This is a genomic window from Microbacterium sp. NPDC088619, assembly GCF_044752825.1.
In the GTDB taxonomy this organism is placed as follows: Bacteria; Actinomycetota; Actinomycetes; order Actinomycetales; family Microbacteriaceae; genus Microbacterium.
In genome coordinates, this window is the sequence record NZ_JBIVLZ010000002.1 from 323,887 (window position 1) to 339,166 (window position 15,280).

Sequence of the window (15,280 nt, forward strand, 5' to 3'; positions counted from 1 at the left end):
TAGCTCGCTCTCAGCTTCGGTATCAAGTCCGCGTGTCGCCCCGAGAGCCCGCGCCATCACTGGAAACGCGCTCTCACCTGCTCAGCCCCTTCTTACTTCCCTGTCTGGCCGTTTACGGACGATAAGACCAGTTATCGCAGCTATCCGGCGCAGCCCCTCGCGCAACAATAGGCTCGGGGCACCGCAGATCGCGCAGCGCTGCCCAACTAGGTGGCAACGTAGACGAAGGTGGGGATATTTTCCTCCCGTTGGCCGTAGCCTGGCCATACGTTGCCTAGACCTCGCGACGGAACCCGGTGGCGCCTTCCGCGACACCGGCGAGAGAAGCCTCCGTAGCTATCCAGCAGCCCGCGATTTTATACTCGCCTCTTGCGGTAGTTGCACCTGGCCGATCCCTCGTCCGTTCTGACCGAGCTGAGCCAGAAAGGACAGCGGACAATGGGCAAGTTCATCTACGACGGTAATCAGAAGGTCGAGATAGAGGACCGCGCACTGCACCATCTCCAGGTCGTCATCACGACGAAACTCCGCCGAGGGGAGCCATTCCTGTTCACGTGGCGAGAGGACGTCAGCGTCGGAGGCGGACGCAGCTCCGTGTGGATATCGGCCGTCAGCGACCTCGTGTTCAAGTACTCCAGCCCGGGCCAGGCCGACCTCAACCGGCCACTGGATCGAAGCCCTCACGTTCACCGCGAACTCGCCCACAGGGTCTACGTGGTGCACGAACCGGACGGCGCCACGAAAGTGGAGCCGGGTCAACCAGCTCACGCCTATTCGTAACCGCGACCGGTTCGCAGATCACCCAGAGGCACCTCGCGTTGTGAGCAAACGGGAACCCGCATCATTCTGATTCGGGCGCGTCTATCACCTCGTCGACGAGCATGATGCCGCCGGTTGAGTTCGCTGACTGCATCAGCTCATCAATCCACTTCACATTCAGCTGCGGCGCCTCCGGATCCTCGAAGGTAAACCGGAGTGGAATCGACGGATGAAGCCAGATCGTCGACCGACCACGAGGGTCGTCATACCCGTGCTTCCACGACAGCGTGAAGCTCTCGTGTCGTCCGTAGCTTCGTCGCGATAACCACCTTGAGGTGAGCTAGCGCACGGTCCTCGATGTGAACCGGATCGCCCGTCGCGCCGTAGTGAAGAGTCGCCATATTGCAACGATATCGAGGTGCCAGCCGCCGTCTACGGCAGGCTCGCAGGCGTTGCCCCTGACCCGCAAACTTCGCGAAGTAACGGAACAATAGGGGCGCAGGCGGAAGAGGCCGGATCCCCGCGGCCTCTCATGTTGCCGATGAAGCGGACAACCCCGCGAGACGTCGCAGCCCAAGGGGGAAGGTGCAACGTACCGCTGACTGTACTCGGCCACGACGCCTCACATAAGGGCCCCTCGCGACGGGCAGTTGGCCTCAAGTGGATACGTGTGTTCCGGTGGTGCCGCCGCGCGCCAGATACGTCGTCGAGGGCGGTCCGCCGCGTGGGCGTCTCAGGCAGTGTCTGACTGTTAGGAAGGCCTGTGACGCGTGGCTCCCTAGAAGAACTCCCAGTCGTCAGCCACTCCTTCCGGCGGGGCGAGCTCGGTGGCACCAACGACGTCCTCCTCCACCACGACGACCACACGGGTCGTGGGTTGGATGAGTACGCTCGCGGTGTGGTTGTCCCCGGAGAGCGAGACAAATTCCGGAGGCGACACCGCCGCCGCTTTGATCTGGGACATGACCTCGTTCACGTCCTGACCAGCACCCAATACGAAACCTCTCCCATCGATTTCGATCCGTGTTCTCACCATCTCTGCCTCCGATCCCCGGCGAGAGTACGCGTCCGGCTGGAGAGTCAATGAGGGGCTTGCATCGGTCGCGAGCAGCGGCTAGCGACGAGCGTGCTCTCGCTTGGATGAGCTCGCTGACGGACGACGTTAGCCCGTGAGATGTTCCTCGCAGTGCGACTGTGGCAGAGTGCGGCAATGGAAACTGCGAACGCGAATCCTCACATCGGACTCGTAGGAGTCGGGCGCATGGGCGCTCCGATAGCGAGACGGCTAATCGAGCGGTACTCGGTGTCCGTCTCCGACACCAACGCAGCGCGGGACGGAGTCGTGCCGGACGCCGCCTGGGTGAACTCAGCACGCGACCTCGCCGCAACCTCCGACATCTTCATCACGGTTCTGCCGGGGCCGACCGAACTTCGCGAGTGCCTGGCCGAGGCGCTTCCGGCGCTTCGTAGAGGATCGTTGTGGCTCGATCTGACGTCGGGGGACCCCGCCGCTACGCGCGAGCTTGCCGCGCAGGCCACCCGCCGTGGAGTGCAGCCTGTGTCCGCGCCGATGGGAGGTTCCGTCGCCGAAGCCAAGACAGGCGAGCTCATTTTCTATGCCAGCGGCGCGGACGAAGCTGTCCAACGAGCGCGCCTCATCCTCGAGATGCTGGCGCGTGCCGATGGTGTGCGGCGAGCGGGCACAAGAGCCGAGGATGGTCAGATTGTGAAGTTGCTCGCCAACGCCCTGTGGTTCGCGAACGCCGTTGCCGCCTCGGAAGCGATGCTCGTCGGGCAGGGGCTGGGACTCGGCGTGGACGACCTGCACGGTCTGCTTCGGCAGAGCGCGGGAGGCAGTCGATTTCTCGACGAACACCTCTCGCGTCTCCTCGGCGGTGACTACATGGCGAGCTTCGGCATCGACCGCGTGGTCGAGGAGCTCGACACGGTCGAAACGATGAGCCGGGCTGCGGACGTGACGACACCGATACTCGACTCTTCCGCGCGACTCCATCGCGCCGCCCTTGACCGATTCGGTCCCGTGCTCGGCGAACTACTCGCCGTGAAGCTGCTCGAATCCGACGCCGGGCGCCAACTCCGTTCCTGAGCCCCTACATTTCTCATCTGCCCGCTAGTGGCCTTCGTGGATGGAGATGCGAGTAGCGTGTGACCATGCCGGAGCGATCTCGGAACACCCCATCAGGTTCGTCCGCGGGGCGGCTGAGCCGCGAGCTCATCATCCAGACGGCACTGAAGCAGATCGACCGCACCGGCGCCGACAGCCTGTCGATGCGCTCACTCGCCCAGGACCTCGGGGTCGAGGCGATGTCCCTGTACCGGTACGTTCACGGCCGGGAAGACTTGCTGGAGGGCATCATCGCCTCGCTGATGGGGAAACTCACCACCAGCCTCGATGATGAGTTGGCCGAGCACTGGCAAGGCTTCTTGCAGACCGTCGCGCATCGGGTGCGCCGGATCGCTACCGAGCATCCACGCGCGTTTCCGCTCGTGGCGAGCCGGCACCCGGCGGCACCGTGGCTGCGGCCACCGTTGCGCAGTGTGGAGGTCGTAGACATGTTCCTGCGCACGCTCATCGACCTCGGGTTCACGGACGAGCAGGCGGTCGACACGTACCGTTCCTTCAGCAGCTTCCTTCTCGGGCAGCTCCTCTTGGAGTCTGCGGTGCATGGGGCTGAGACCGCCCCCGTGGGGACTCCGCTCGATGAGGGCGGTGCCGACATCCCCGAGCGCGACGGACAGCTCAGCCTGACCACCGCTCCGGAAGTACTTCGCCTTCGCCCTCTGCTGAGCGAGGACCGGAGCGAGGAAGAGTTCGAAGTCTCCCTCGAGGCACTCCTCGACCGGTTGAGCGCTGACATCAGCCGCTGATCCGCTTCTCACCGGGTCAGTCGCTGTCGTCCGTCTTCTCGGCGCTCATGCCGGCGCGGATCTTGCGGCCTTCTTCGATGTCCTCTTGCTCCTTCTTGGCCGTCTTGTCGCTCTTGCGAGTGTCGCGCGGGGGCAGTTGGATGTCCTCTTCCGCCGCGATACCTGCCTGCAGTTGACGACCACGCTCGAGTTCTGCGTCGAACTCCGCCCCGAACAGCAGCGCGAGGTTCGCGATCCACAGCCACAGCAGGAAGATGATGATGCCGGCGAGGGACCCGTAGGTGCGGTCGTAGTTGGAGAAGTTGGCGACATACAGCCCGAAGCCGACCGTGCCCAGCACGAGGACGACGATGGCGATGAGCGCGCCGATGCTGATCCACCGGAACTTCGGCTGCTTCGCGTTGGGAGTCGCGTAGTAGAGGATCGCCACAATGAGTACGACGATGAACGCGAGCACCGGCCACTTCACGATGGACCAGATTGTCTGGGGGACCTCTCCGAGCCCGAGAGCGCTGCCCAGTGCTTCGGTGACGGGTCCCGACACGACGAGGATGATGGCGGCGATCACGAGCAGCACGATGGCGATGATGGTGACCAGCAGTTGAGCGGGCTTCAACTTCCAGAAGGGCCGCCCCTCTTCGATCTCGTAGATGCGGTTCATCGCCCGGCTGAACGCCGCCACATACCCGGATGCGGACCAGATCGCCAGCACGATTCCGGTGATCAACGCGAATCCCGCTGCCGGTGACCCCGAGATCTGCTCGATGGGTCCGCGGATGGTGTCGGCGGTGTCGCCGGGAGCCACCTGCTCGACGATGCCGAGGACGGCGTCGCTTGCAGCCTGACCCTGCCCGAAGACGCCGAGGAGCGAGAAGATCGCGATGAGGCCGGGGAAGATCGAGAGCACCGCGTAGTACGTCAGTGCAGCGGCGATGTCTGTGCACTGGTCAGACGAGAACTCGCGGATCGTCTTCTGCAGCACGTACCTCCAGGACCGCTTGTGCAGATCGTCCGGCGAATCCGGCTTGCCTGCCGCTTCGGGATCGGGGGCGTGGTGGTCGCTGGTGGATGCGGGACGGGACATGGTGGTTCCTTCATCGTGAGGGCGGACCCACCCCATTTGCCCGCGGGATGGGTCCGCCCGACCTGGGGAGGGTTAGTTGTCCGCGATGTGCTCGCGTGCCTGCTGCGCCTGATCCTTGACCTCGTGCGCTGCGGTCTGCGCTTCGTCCTTGACTGCCGAGACCGAGTCCTGAGCCGAGTCCTTCACGGCCGCGACGGACGCCTGCGCAGGCTCTTTCAGGTGCTCGCCAACCTCTTTCGCGACGTCGGTGACCTCATCGACGAGCGGCTGCGCCTGGTCTTTCACGGTGGCCGCGAGGTCTTTCTCCTTGGTCGACGCGGGCACAAGTGACGCGGCCACGAGGCCGATGCCGAACGCGATCAGACCGACCGCGAGAGGGTTGCCCTCGGCTTTCGCGACTGCGCGATCCTTCACGTCGCCGAGATGAGACCCCGCGTCGGAGAACGAGGAACCGGTGTCATCAGCGGCCCCCATCACTCGGTCACGGACCGATCCGAACACGCCGCGGACCTTGCCCATCTGTCGATCCACGATCTTGGACGGGGATACTTTGTCTGCCAGCGCATCGACGTCGAGTCCTAGATCTTCGCGCGTCCGCTCGATGTCGGCTCGAATCGCATCGGGTGAATCACTCATCGGTTCTCCTCATTTCTCTTCAGCGTTTCGGGAATCTCTTTCACGGTGTCCACCGTCTGCGGAACACCTTTCACCTGCTTGAACTGACCGCGACCCACCAGGAACAGGATCAGCGCGATCACCGCCCACAGCACCGCGACGACGACGCCTGCCCACCCGCCGCCCATCAGCGTGCCGAGCGCCCACCACAGTGCGACGGACAGGAAGAACACCGCCATCAAGGCGCCGTACCCCGCCGCTCCCATGAGGCCTGCGCCCTTGGCGGATTTCGTTGCGGAATCCTTTAGCTCGGCCTTCGCGAGCGCCACCTCCTGTCGCATGAGGTTCGAGATGTCGCGCGAGACCTCACCGAGCAGCTCTCCGAGCGACGTCGACGCGGCCTTCGCTTCAGACGGTGTGGGATCGGTCATCATCGCCCTCCAGAATGTTCGGTCGCGTTGACGCGGTCTGGGCGTACAGCGGGGTCGCACTGACGTCACTCGTCATCGAACCCACCGGAACCGGAATCGAGGGGTCAGGATGCACTTCCCTCGGTGCGGGAGCTGGGGTCGAGGTTGAAGTCGAGTCCTTAGCGTCGGAGGCGTTCGCGGCAAGAGCGCGGGTGAGCCTGCCGACCACGATTCCTGCGACGGCAGCAGCCAGGATGAATGTGCCGGGCTTGCGGCGCGCGAAGCGCTTGACCTCGGTCAGTACAGAGCCGGGGTCGCGGTCTCCCAGCCAGGCAGCTGCAGCGGACAGACGCCCGGACACCTGCTGTACGAGATCGCCAGCGATCCCTGATCCATCAGAGTTCGCGGCCATCGTGTCGAGCTCGTCACTGACGGAGCGCAGCCCTCCGGCGAGGCGCTGTTGCTGGGTGTGAGCCTGCTCGGTCAACTCTCGCTGTGTCTGCGCGAACAGGTCTTTGGCCTGCGCCTTCGCCTCCGTCGCAACGGTAGCCGCTTCCTCCTTCGCTGTGCCCAGGACATCCTTAGCCTGGCCGGTCGCAGCGTCTTTCAAATCGGCGGCTTCATGCTTCGCCGCATCGACCTTTCCCGACGAGCCCTGGGGTGGCACGTCCGAGCCGCTCGGGCTGGTCGTCTCAAAACTGTCCGACATGAGTGCTCCTTTTCGCGGACCGACCCAAGCGGACCGGTGGCAACCGTTATAGGACGCAATCGTGTGCCAGTGAGGGGGCTTGCCACAGCTAGACTTACGGTGTAAACCTCTCCTCCGCGGGCCGACGATGCTGACCTCCAACCCCGTCGCACACATCGCGGCGCCCAACGCCGAGCCGCGCGAGCGCTGCGCGCAGTACGGCTCAACGAGCAAAGGACCTCCTGCAAGATGGGCACACTTCACTACGGCGGATCCGACGATCCCATCCACATCGAGGAACGCGCTCTTGCGCACCTGAAAGTCGTCATCGCGACGAAACTGCGCCGTCAGGAGTCCTTCACGCTGTCGTGGCGGCATCCGGAGGGCGATCCTGAGGGTCGCAGCACGATCTGGCTCCACCCATCGATTCCGATGAGATTCACCTTCGACGAGCCGGAAGCTCCGCGCCTGAACGTGAAGTGGGTCGAAGCACTTATGCACTCGGCCAACAGCTCCGGGGGCATCACGCTCGTCGATGAGGTACTTGAGACTCCGGAAGAGTAACCAGTTAGAGCCGGCAACGCACTCGCACCAGCACAGTCCCTTCTTACTTCCCTGTCTGGCCGTTACCGACGATTAGACCACTTATCGCATCTATCCGGCGTGGGACGTCAGACTAGAACGCTACTTTCGTAGCGCCGATACCCAGCCCGCCTGCGCGCTGTCGACCTCGACGGCAACACTCCCAATCTCATACCCTCTGCGGTGCGCGTGGTGCGCGACCCGAGCACTACGCTCGCTCGGCGCATCGCCCAAGAAGCCTTTTGACCGGTACGAACCACTAAGCCGGGCGATCGCCAGATGGTGCCGTTCGGATCGCCCACCAGAATGCAAGCCATCTCTCCCCTCCTAGTGCAGCGGATAAGCCAGCCGCGCCCCTGACGCCGTGCGGATCTTGGCTTCTCGCCGGGAGGCTTGGCCGGGCGGAGAAGGAACTGCTCCTATTGAACCCTGGAGGTGTTCCGCCCCCGTGGCCCGCCGCTAGTCAAGATCCTCCTGTTCCGGCCACTCGTCGTCATCCAATCCCCATAGCTCGCTGGCCTCCCACTCGCATTCGCAGCCGAAGAGTTGCCCTCCTTGGCGTGGGCATTCCTCTAGAACGCAGCCCGGACCGTGATACTCGTCAATCGCTGCACCGCAGTCTCGGCAATACTGCGAAGGCGACACACCGCGCATCCACTCTGCGCTCCACACCTGCTCGTGACCCCATCGCAACCGCGGGTACTCGACTTCTTGGAGAAAGAGTGAGGGTACTCGTTGAGCAGCGACCAATTTTCGCGCCCACATGCGGTGCATTCTCCGACCACGAAACTGTATGAACTCTCGCTTGAACGACTCCGCCAGGTCCATGGCAGTCTGAACATGCGCGTCAGGTATGTGTTCCGAGAGCGACCCATCGAAGTGATCCTCATGGAACTTGTCCAGGAACTCAAAGATGAGCAGGTAGTTCTCACGCACCTCGGAGGCAACAAGGTCGACCTCGTAATGGGTGATGCTGTTTCGCCACTTGATCGCGACCCTGATCGCTCGAGTGTCCTCCTCCTCAAGCCCAACGCCCGCAGACAGCAGCCGATCGATGGACTTTTCGAGGCTTACCGTCGTGCGACCAGGCCGATCAACGTCTTGCCAGAGAAGTAAAGGATGCTCATCTAGGAGCTTCTGCTTCAGTACTAGCTCAGTTGCATGCACAAGATTGAGCACTGCGAACTTCCAGCGCGACAGATCCGACGATGATCGTTCGACATAGTCAAGCGATTCGGCGAATGAGTCATAGGCGTTCTCGAGAAGGGACATGCGAAGCGTGCTTGGTGCTGATGGATCCACAACGTCAACATACGCCGGGCGCAGTGTAGGTCGACCGCACGGAGCCGAGGGTGGTGCTTTCCAGCAGTGCATAGGGGAGCGATATCCATCGCTCGCGCCGTCCAACCCGACCCCCCGATGGAGTGTCTCGAAAAACACGGGAACATAACGGGCTACTCGCCGAACGCTCCCGGAAAAGAAGAGCTTCAGGGTCTGGACGTCGACCACGCCGATCGCGGGTGATCGTCAGCCGTTCAGGGATGCGTGGCCGTACCCACCGTAACGAGGTCTTCGCTCTAGGTAGCGGTCGATTGGCCTACGAAGCAGAGGCAGTCCCTCCCGCAATACCTACGCCTTCTCGGTCTGTTGCCCGCGGAGTACCGGACTCATCGGAGCCTGCACTCGGTGCATCCTCTCGGATGCCGGCGAGCTTGCGGAGAGTCTGATCGATCACGTCCGCAAACTCGAGAGCCCTCGCATCGCGGAGCGCTTCGCTCATCCGCTTGGGCGCGGGCTCCCCCGCCAGAGCTCGACGAGCCTCGGTCTTATGCCAGTAGTCGACCTGCTCCCGAGTGGTATTTTCGACCGCTTCGGGATCATTGTGGGCGATGAGCATAAACAACTCGTCGGGAGTGTATAGGTCGAACGGCAGCGTCTCCGCGATGGGTGCGAAATCTTTCATGTTCTCGGTGACGAGAATCTCGACCTGTGCGTGAGTGGCGGCGTGGACGACGTGCCAGTCTTTTTCATCCGGCATACCTTCGATCGCGCCACCGGGCCAGTTATCGATGACGTCGTGGAGTGCACCATCGATGGATTCACTGATCTGTCGGATGGCGCCGCCGTCGAGGTGAGGGTGACGCTCGCGAATGCTTGCGAGAGCCTCGACGATGCAGTCCTGTGAGGAGACAACTGCGAAGCGGTTGCAGTGCTTACTTAGTAGGAGCGTCCAGTCCCTCAGCGTCTTGCTGTGGAGGACGTTCGCGTCGACAAAGACCAGGCCCATGTCATGAGGATAGACCCCGCATGTACACACCGTGCCGGGGGCGCAGCCTGCCTCAGTCGATATCGCGATCCAGGTCCATCTCACGCAGTTGATTGAACGCCCTCTCGCGCTCTGCTTCGCGCTGCTCCCGCAGCGCGAACACATCGTGCGCGTTCAGACGATGGTGGCTGCCCACCTTTGTAGAGGGGAGGGCCTGCGACTCGATCAGCTTCATGACGGTGGGGCGCGAGACGCCCAGAATCGACGCCGCGGTGGAGGTAGTGAGTTCGTCCGGAATGGCGCGCATCGAAACATCGCCCTGGGTCAGACCTCGGACTGTGAAAAGTAGCGCTCTAGAGAGTTCGGTGGGCAGTTCAATCTGGCTACCGTCCTCAAGCTGCAAAACGACGCCAGTCAGCTTGCGGTCGTGGGCCTCGGCTGCGACTGCGCGTGCTTCCTCCTTGACCTGCTCATCGAAGAGGAGTCGCTCGGTAGGTGAGCTGGACTGTGCGAGAAGCGTGGCCTTCATGATCTGCTCTCTGGTTGCTCTCTGGTTGCTTGTTTGCTTGTTCCGTGTCTGCAATTTCGTTCTTTGAGTCGAAGATACGTCGTTGCAGTTACAAACGCAACCATACGCTCGCCGCCTGTGAGCTGCCTTCGATTGGCAGGATCATGCACCCACCTTCTCGACGTCGACGCGTCAGAACTCAGGGCCCCGACCCCGAGCTCCTAGCGAGGATTGACTGTTGCAGTGATTGCACCCGCAGCGATCAGTCGTCTTACGAAATACGTCTTTCGCTGCCCACGGCCGCCATCGTCGTGATGGCGTACTCGGCGGTGGCCGCGCCGTTGTCGTCTCCGAACAGCGTCGCTGACCGGCGCCGGGTGAGTGGAGGGACGGTGTTCATGGGTTCCTTCTTTCTGTGTACGGATGCGTGTGCATCCGTGGTCGGCGGCCGTCACAGCGGCAGCGGGGTCGAGAGGAGCACGCTCAGGAGCAGCGGAGCGACTCCCAGCAGGAGAAAGGCCGGCAGCGTGCATACGCCGAGCGGAATCAGCAGCTTGGTCGAGAGCTTCGCCGCGCGCATCCGTCCGTCGACACGGGACGCGTGCCGTTCCTGGCCTGCGGAAGCGCGAAGCAGCTCCCCGGCCGGCACTCCCGCGGCGTGGGACAGCTCGAGCACCGCACGGATGCGGGCATCGTCTCCGCGACGGGCTGCCGGGCTCTCCGCGACGAGGCGCAGCGCGCGATCTATGGACGCGCCTCCGGAGAGGGCGACTGCCAAGAGCTCCGCCTGCATCCCTGGCGTGCCCGGCTCTGGCCGGGCGCCCCGAAGCAGTCGGTTCGTCCAGCCCCGCGCAGCGAGGACGAGCAGGAGCCCGGCCACGACGCAGGCGGCGCCGGCAGGCGTCCCGAAGATGACGCCGAGCGTGTCGAAGCCGAGGGCGAAGCCGAGCAGCAGACCGGCGAACGGCATCCACAGCAGCAGCCGCGCGGTGCCAGCCGGTTCGGCCAGGGCGATTCGCACATCGTCGGCCGCGGATGCAGCGTCTCGAAGGGTCTCGGCGATCATGCGCAGCACCTCGGCCAGTGGCGCCCCGACGGTGGTGGCCACCTCCCACGCGGCAGCGAGATCTTGCCAGGGCCCGCCCTCGGCCTCGATCGCGGCGACGAGAGGGATGCCACCGTCCACTCGATCCACGACCGATGCCGCGTGCGCGTCGCCGATCGAGGCGAGGTGACGCCAGGCGACCAACGGCACCGCTCCAGCCTGCAGCAGCACTGCGAGAGTCTGCACGGAGGTCGCCGCGTCTGCTCCCGAGTCGGCGGCGCCTCGTCGCCACCGCATCACCACGGTCGCACCTCCTCGATGCCCAGCCGGTCTCCGGCCAGCGCAAGCACCCCCGCCTGCGCGATGCGTCGCTGCCCACCTGGCGCCCTGTCGAGATGCAGGACGATCGTGAACGCGCTCACCGCCTGGCGTGCGAGCGCGGTGGCGTCCATCGATGCCAGCGCTCCGAGTGCTTCGAGTCGGGCAGGCACATCGCTCAGCCCACTCGCATGGAGAGTTCCTGCGCCTCCGTCGTGTCCGGTGTTCAGCGCCGTCAGCAGTTCTCTCACTTCTTCGCCTCGGCATTCGCCGACCACGAGACGGTCGGGGCGCATGCGCAGCGACTCGCGGACCAATCGCGCGAGATTGATGCCGCCGGCGCCTTCGAGGTTCGACTGCCGCGCCTCGAGAGCGACATGGTGTGGGTGCTGCGGGCGCAGTTCGGCGACGTCCTCGATCGTGACGATGCGCTCGGTGGTCGGCGCAGCAGACAGCAGCGCCGACAGCAGAGTCGTCTTGCCTGTGCCGGTGCCGCCGGTGATGAGGATGTTCGCCCGATCAGCCACGAGACCGAGGAGCCAGCTGTGCTGCCTGGCGTCGAAGGCGCCGAGCGCTGCCAGCGCATCGAGGTCGGCGGCGCGCACTCTGGGCACCCGGATCGAGAGGGCCGTCCCCGACGTCGAGATCGGCGCGAGTATGGCATGCACTCGGATTCCGGAATCGAGCCTCACGTCGACGCACGGCGCCTGGTCGTCGAGATGTCGGCCGCCGAGTCCGACGAGCGCGACCGCGAGATCGCGGACCTCTCGCTCGGATGCGCTCCACCCTCGCACGGATTCGGTGCCCCGCCCTCGGTCGACGAACAGCCCGGCGGCGCCGTTGACGAAGATGTCGGTGACCTCCTCGTCGGCACAGTGCTCGGCGAGCGGACCGAAGACGGGGTCGACCTGCAGCGGCGCGCGACCTTCTGGGCGAGCGCCGTGGGCGAGCAGCGAGGTGCCGCGCGGCTGGATGACGAAAGGATCGGGCATCACCCGAAGCTAGGCTCCGCACGCGACGCACGTCCTCCGCATGAGGAGACTCCGACGATGCCTGTGGGCAACCGCATCGGGAGGTCACGCGTGCAGAGGAGGTCGCGCAGACGGGGACGAGGATCGGATCCGCCGTGAGAGCGCTCCCGAAAAAGAGAGGGCGGCACCTCACGGGGGGAATGAGATGCCGCCCACGGCGTCCCTCATGGGGGAATCGGGCACGCCAAGGCCAGAATGATAATTCGGCTGACGTCGAGTGTACGCAAGGCGACCGTCCTGACAAAACCCGCGCGACTACCTACTTTCGGCAGTATGCGATGTCTGTGGCCGAGACTAGATTCGCCCTGACCTGATCGCGTCGAGACGCGTTCATGCCCGCACGACCTGCCATGCCGCAAAGGAGCGCCTGCCGATGAGCAGCCAGATCGATCATCTTCTCGATGAGACCCGCCAGTTCCCGCCGTCCGAGGAGTTCGTCGCCCAGTCGGTCTCCTCCCCCGAGCTGTACGAGAGTGCGGCGGCCGACCGCGAGGCCTTCTGGGCCACGCAGGCCACCGAGCTGCTCGAATGGCACAAGCCGTTCACCCGCGTGCTGGACTGGTCGACGCCGCCGTTCGCGAAGTGGTTCGACGACGGCGAGCTGAACGTGGCCTACAACTGCCTCGACCGCCATGTCGAAGCGGGGAACGGTGATCGCGTCGCCCTGCACTGGGAAGGCGAACCGGGCGACTCGCGCACCATCACCTACGCCGAGCTCACCGACGAGGTCAAGCGCGTCGCCAATGTGCTCGAGGGCCTCGGCGTCGGTCACGGCGACCGCGTCGCGATCTACCTGCCGATGATCCCCGAGGCGGTCGCGTCGATGCTCGCCGTCGCCCGCGTGGGGGCCATCCACTCGGTCGTGTTCGGGGGTTTCAGTGCCGACAGTCTGCGCTCCCGCATAGACGATGCGGGCGCCAAGCTCGTCATCACCGCTGACGGCGGATACCGCAAGGGCCGCGTCTCGGCGCTGAAGCCGGCTGTCGACCAGGCGCTCGCGGACCGCGGCGAGGGCGAGCAGCAGACCGTCGAGCACGTGCTCGTCGTCAGGCGCGGCGAGAACGACGTCGACTGGCAGGATGGCCGCGACCTCTGGTGGCATGAGGTGGTTCCGGCCGCATCGCCCGAGCACACGGCCGAGGCCTTCCCTGCGGAGAACCCGCTCTTCATCCTCTACACCTCGGGAACGACGGGAAAGCCCAAGGGCATCCTGCACACCTCGGGCGGATACCTCACCCAGGCCGCATACTCGCACAAGTACGTGTTCGACCTGCACCCCGAGACCGACGTCTACTGGTGCACGGCCGACATCGGATGGATCACCGGGCACGGCTACGTCACCTACGGACCGCTCGCGAACGGTGCGACCCAGGTGATCTACGAGGGCACCCCCGACGCCCCGCATCCGGGCCGCTGGTGGGAGATCATCGAGAAGTACAAGGTCTCGATCTTCTACACGGCGCCGACCGCGATCCGCTCGTTCATGAAGATCGGCCGCAGCGTGCCCGCGAAGTTCGACCTGTCTTCGCTGCGACTGCTCGGCTCGGTCGGCGAACCCATCAACCCCGAGGCCTGGATCTGGTATCGAGACGTGATCGGTGCGGGCAAGACCCCTATCGTCGACACCTGGTGGCAGACCGAGACGGGCGCGATCATGGTCTCGGCACTGCCCGGCGTGACCGCGACCAAGCCGGGTTCAGCTCAGGTGCCTCTGCCGGGCATCTCGATCGACGTCGTCGACGAGACCGGAGCCGAGGTGGGCCACGGCAACGGAGGCCTCCTGGTGGTCACCGAGCCGTGGCCGAGCATGCTGCGCGGCATCTGGGGCGACCCCGAGCGCTTCAAGGAGACGTACTGGGACAAGTTCGAGAAGCAGGGGTACTACTTCGCCGGCGACGGCGCGCGCCTCGACGACGACGGCGACCTCTGGCTGCTCGGACGAGTGGACGATGTGATGAACGTCTCGGGCCACCGTCTCTCGACCGCCGAGATCGAGTCCTCGCTCGTCGCTCACGAGGCGACGGCGGAGGCAGCCGTCGTCGGGGCCGCCGACGAGACCACCGGTCAGGCGGTCGTCGCGTTCGTGATCATCAAGGAGAGCTACCTCTCGGCCCACGACCCCGCCGGTCTCGCTCAGCAGCTGCGACTCTGGGTCGGCGAGCAGATCGGTGCGATCGCACGCCCCCGCGACGTGTACATCGTCGGCGAGCTGCCGAAGACCCGCTCGGGCAAGATCATGCGACGCCTGCTGCGCGACGTGGCCGAAGGCCGCGAGGTCGGCGACACCACGACGCTGGCAGACACAGCCGTGATGAGCATCATCTCGGCTCAGGTCAAGTAGCCCGGATGACGAACGCCCCCTCCCGATCCGGGAGGGGGCGTTCGTCATCCGAAGATCACGCGAGGATGAAGGTGACCTCGACCTCGACGGGGCTGTCGAGAGGAAGCACCGGCACCCCGACGGCCGCGCGCGCATGGCGACCGGCGTCGCCGAAGATCTCGCCGAGCACGACGCTGGCTCCGTTGATGACGCCGGGCTGGCCGGTGAAATCAGGGGTGGATGCCACGAAGCCACCGAGTCGCAGCACTCCTGCGATCCTGTCCACTCCGCCGGCGGCATCCGCGGCCGCTGCGAGGGCGTTCAGGGCGCAGGTGCGGGCGTAGTCGTTCGCGTCCTCAGGGGCGACGTCGGCGCCGACCTTGCCCGTCGCGGGCAGTGCGCCTCCCGTGAACGGCAGCTGACCGGAGGTGTGGACGAGCCCGGCGTGGACGACAGCCGGAACGTAAGCGGCGACGGGCGCCGCCACCGCGGGAAGCTCGATGCCGAGCTCCGCCAGACGCTGGGAGACGCTCACGCCGCTCCCCCCTCGAACTGGCGCGACGCCTCGGCTGCGGCTGCGAGGCCGGCGTTGCCTGCGGCATCCGCCGACACCGGACGCTTGAAGTAGGCCACGAGACCGCCTTCGGGTCCCTGGATGACCTGCACGAGCTCCCAGCCCTGCTTACCCCAGTTGTTGAGGATCGCGGCGGTGTTGTGGATCAGCAGCGGGGTGGTGAGGTACTCCCAGGTGGTCATGGCTCTCCT

At 64.9% G+C, this 15,280-nt stretch carries 18 protein-coding genes and 1 pseudogene; 5 read left to right on the plus strand and 14 right to left on the minus strand.

Annotated features, from left to right (window positions below):
- Positions 1–438 precede the first annotated feature (438 nt).
- A complete protein-coding gene (locus ACIP5T_RS16130) occupies positions 439–780 on the plus strand; it encodes an ATP-dependent DNA ligase (protein ID WP_400865638.1) in 342 nt (113 codons plus the stop codon).
- Positions 781–841: 61 nt separating this feature from the next.
- On the opposite strand, the pseudogene ACIP5T_RS16135 reads toward ACIP5T_RS16130, so the two are convergent.
- Both ACIP5T_RS16135 and ACIP5T_RS16140 read right to left on the minus strand, forming a co-directional pair.
- Positions 842–1,160, minus strand: a pseudogene (locus ACIP5T_RS16135) (hypothetical protein).
- Positions 1,161–1,537: 377 nt separating this feature from the next.
- The gene (locus tag ACIP5T_RS16140) at positions 1,538–1,723 is read right to left on the minus strand and encodes a hypothetical protein (protein WP_400865640.1); all 186 of its coding nucleotides are present in this window, start codon (positions 1,721–1,723) and stop codon (positions 1,538–1,540) included.
- 246 nt (positions 1,724–1,969) lie between these two features.
- Between ACIP5T_RS16140 and ACIP5T_RS16145 the strand changes: the two genes are divergently transcribed.
- Both ACIP5T_RS16145 and ACIP5T_RS16150 read left to right on the plus strand, forming a co-directional pair.
- Entirely contained in the window at positions 1,970–2,866 is an 897-nt protein-coding gene (locus ACIP5T_RS16145; RefSeq protein WP_400865643.1) for an NAD(P)-dependent oxidoreductase, read from the plus strand.
- A 65-nt stretch (positions 2,867–2,931) separates the two neighbouring features.
- Positions 2,932–3,648, plus strand: coding sequence for a TetR/AcrR family transcriptional regulator C-terminal domain-containing protein (locus ACIP5T_RS16150; protein WP_400865646.1), 717 nt, complete (start codon positions 2,932–2,934; stop codon positions 3,646–3,648).
- Between the two features lie 16 nt (positions 3,649–3,664).
- On the opposite strand, the gene ACIP5T_RS16155 is transcribed toward ACIP5T_RS16150, so the two are convergent.
- The 4 genes from ACIP5T_RS16155 to ACIP5T_RS16170 all read right to left on the minus strand — a co-directional run bounded on the left by ACIP5T_RS16155 (position 3,665) and on the right by ACIP5T_RS16170 (position 6,466).
- Positions 3,665–4,732 (minus strand): YihY/virulence factor BrkB family protein, encoded by a 1,068-nt coding sequence (locus ACIP5T_RS16155; RefSeq protein ID WP_400865649.1) that lies wholly within the window; start codon positions 4,730–4,732, stop codon positions 3,665–3,667.
- A 72-nt stretch (positions 4,733–4,804) separates the two neighbouring features.
- A complete protein-coding gene (locus ACIP5T_RS16160; protein ID WP_400865651.1) occupies positions 4,805–5,368 on the minus strand; it encodes a DUF3618 domain-containing protein in 564 nt (187 codons plus the stop codon).
- Positions 5,365–5,778 carry a phage holin family protein gene (locus tag ACIP5T_RS16165; protein WP_400865654.1) on the minus strand — a complete coding sequence of 138 codons (414 nt, stop codon included), beginning with the start codon at positions 5,776–5,778 and terminating at the stop codon, positions 5,365–5,367. The genes ACIP5T_RS16160 and ACIP5T_RS16165 overlap by 4 nt, the downstream gene beginning before the upstream one ends.
- Positions 5,756–6,466 (minus strand): hypothetical protein, encoded by a 711-nt coding sequence (locus tag ACIP5T_RS16170; RefSeq protein ID WP_400865657.1) that lies wholly within the window; start codon positions 6,464–6,466, stop codon positions 5,756–5,758. Before ACIP5T_RS16170 ends, ACIP5T_RS16165 begins: the two co-directional genes overlap by 23 nt.
- A 228-nt stretch (positions 6,467–6,694) precedes the next feature.
- Here ACIP5T_RS16170 and ACIP5T_RS16175 point away from each other — a divergent pair, with 228 nt between their 5' ends.
- The gene (locus tag ACIP5T_RS16175; protein ID WP_230101250.1) at positions 6,695–7,009 is read left to right on the plus strand and encodes a hypothetical protein; all 315 of its coding nucleotides are present in this window, start codon (positions 6,695–6,697) and stop codon (positions 7,007–7,009) included.
- 477 nt (positions 7,010–7,486) lie between these two features.
- Here ACIP5T_RS16175 and ACIP5T_RS16180 read toward each other — a convergent pair whose 3' ends face one another.
- The 6 genes from ACIP5T_RS16180 to ACIP5T_RS16205 form a co-directional block, all read right to left on the minus strand.
- Positions 7,487–8,299 carry a hypothetical protein gene (locus ACIP5T_RS16180; protein ID WP_400865660.1) on the minus strand — a complete coding sequence of 271 codons (813 nt, stop codon included), beginning with the start codon at positions 8,297–8,299 and terminating at the stop codon, positions 7,487–7,489.
- A gap of 325 nt (positions 8,300–8,624) precedes the next feature.
- A complete protein-coding gene (locus tag ACIP5T_RS16185; protein ID WP_400865663.1) occupies positions 8,625–9,314 on the minus strand; it encodes a hypothetical protein in 690 nt (229 codons plus the stop codon).
- 52 nt (positions 9,315–9,366) lie between these two features.
- On the minus strand, positions 9,367–9,822 hold the full coding sequence (locus ACIP5T_RS16190; protein ID WP_400865666.1) for an excisionase family DNA-binding protein: 456 nt from the start codon (positions 9,820–9,822) through the stop codon (positions 9,367–9,369).
- 250 nt (positions 9,823–10,072) lie between these two features.
- A complete protein-coding gene (locus ACIP5T_RS16195; protein WP_400865669.1) occupies positions 10,073–10,201 on the minus strand; it encodes a DUF4244 domain-containing protein in 129 nt (42 codons plus the stop codon).
- Positions 10,202–10,252: 51 nt separating this feature from the next.
- On the minus strand, positions 10,253–11,143 hold the full coding sequence (locus tag ACIP5T_RS16200; RefSeq protein WP_400865672.1) for a type II secretion system F family protein: 891 nt from the start codon (positions 11,141–11,143) through the stop codon (positions 10,253–10,255).
- Complete coding sequence (locus tag ACIP5T_RS16205) at positions 11,143–12,156, minus strand: TadA family conjugal transfer-associated ATPase (protein WP_400865675.1); 1,014 nt, start codon at positions 12,154–12,156, stop codon at positions 11,143–11,145. The genes ACIP5T_RS16200 and ACIP5T_RS16205 overlap by 1 nt, the downstream gene beginning before the upstream one ends.
- A 412-nt stretch (positions 12,157–12,568) precedes the next feature.
- Here ACIP5T_RS16205 and acs point away from each other — a divergent pair, with 412 nt between their 5' ends.
- Positions 12,569–14,536, plus strand: coding sequence for an acetate--CoA ligase (gene acs, locus ACIP5T_RS16210; RefSeq protein WP_400865678.1), 1,968 nt, complete (start codon positions 12,569–12,571; stop codon positions 14,534–14,536).
- A 55-nt stretch (positions 14,537–14,591) separates the two neighbouring features.
- Here the strand turns inward: acs and ACIP5T_RS16215 are convergent, their stop codons facing one another.
- Complete coding sequence (locus ACIP5T_RS16215; RefSeq protein ID WP_400865680.1) at positions 14,592–15,050, minus strand: RidA family protein; 459 nt, start codon at positions 15,048–15,050, stop codon at positions 14,592–14,594.
- Positions 15,047–15,271: a hypothetical protein gene (locus ACIP5T_RS16220; protein WP_042539664.1), complete on the minus strand. Its 225-nt coding sequence runs from the start codon at positions 15,269–15,271 to the stop codon at positions 15,047–15,049. Before ACIP5T_RS16220 ends, ACIP5T_RS16215 begins: the two co-directional genes overlap by 4 nt.
- Positions 15,272–15,280: the final 9 nt, after the last annotated feature.

What these genes read in the sequence shown, in the direction of transcription:
- ACIP5T_RS16140 (WP_400865640.1), bottom strand. Translation starts at nt 1,723, where the DNA reads ATGTCCCAGATCAAAGCGGCGGCGGTGTCGCCTCCGGAATTTGTCTCG.
- ACIP5T_RS16155 (WP_400865649.1), bottom strand. Translation starts at nt 4,732, where the DNA reads ATGTCCCGTCCCGCATCCACCAGCGACCACCACGCCCCCGATCCCGAA.
- ACIP5T_RS16145 (WP_400865643.1), top strand. Translation starts at nt 1,970, where the DNA reads ATGGAAACTGCGAACGCGAATCCTCACATCGGACTCGTAGGAGTCGGG.
- ACIP5T_RS16150 (WP_400865646.1), top strand. Translation starts at nt 2,932, where the DNA reads ATGCCGGAGCGATCTCGGAACACCCCATCAGGTTCGTCCGCGGGGCGG.
- ACIP5T_RS16205 (WP_400865675.1), bottom strand. Translation starts at nt 12,156, where the DNA reads ATGCCCGATCCTTTCGTCATCCAGCCGCGCGGCACCTCGCTGCTCGCC.
- ACIP5T_RS16195 (WP_400865669.1), bottom strand. Translation starts at nt 10,201, where the DNA reads ATGAACACCGTCCCTCCACTCACCCGGCGCCGGTCAGCGACGCTGTTC.
- ACIP5T_RS16165 (WP_400865654.1), bottom strand. Translation starts at nt 5,778, where the DNA reads ATGACCGATCCCACACCGTCTGAAGCGAAGGCCGCGTCGACGTCGCTC.
- ACIP5T_RS16220 (WP_042539664.1), bottom strand. Translation starts at nt 15,271, where the DNA reads ATGACCACCTGGGAGTACCTCACCACCCCGCTGCTGATCCACAACACC.
- ACIP5T_RS16180 (WP_400865660.1), bottom strand. Translation starts at nt 8,299, where the DNA reads ATGTCCCTTCTCGAGAACGCCTATGACTCATTCGCCGAATCGCTTGAC.
- ACIP5T_RS16170 (WP_400865657.1), bottom strand. Translation starts at nt 6,466, where the DNA reads ATGTCGGACAGTTTTGAGACGACCAGCCCGAGCGGCTCGGACGTGCCA.
- ACIP5T_RS16185 (WP_400865663.1), bottom strand. Translation starts at nt 9,314, where the DNA reads ATGGGCCTGGTCTTTGTCGACGCGAACGTCCTCCACAGCAAGACGCTG.
- ACIP5T_RS16130 (WP_400865638.1), top strand. Translation starts at nt 439, where the DNA reads ATGGGCAAGTTCATCTACGACGGTAATCAGAAGGTCGAGATAGAGGAC.
- ACIP5T_RS16200 (WP_400865672.1), bottom strand. Translation starts at nt 11,143, where the DNA reads ATGCGGTGGCGACGAGGCGCCGCCGACTCGGGAGCAGACGCGGCGACC.
- ACIP5T_RS16175 (WP_230101250.1), top strand. Translation starts at nt 6,695, where the DNA reads ATGGGCACACTTCACTACGGCGGATCCGACGATCCCATCCACATCGAG.
- ACIP5T_RS16160 (WP_400865651.1), bottom strand. Translation starts at nt 5,368, where the DNA reads ATGAGTGATTCACCCGATGCGATTCGAGCCGACATCGAGCGGACGCGC.
- acs (WP_400865678.1), top strand. Translation starts at nt 12,569, where the DNA reads ATGAGCAGCCAGATCGATCATCTTCTCGATGAGACCCGCCAGTTCCCG.
- ACIP5T_RS16190 (WP_400865666.1), bottom strand. Translation starts at nt 9,822, where the DNA reads ATGAAGGCCACGCTTCTCGCACAGTCCAGCTCACCTACCGAGCGACTC.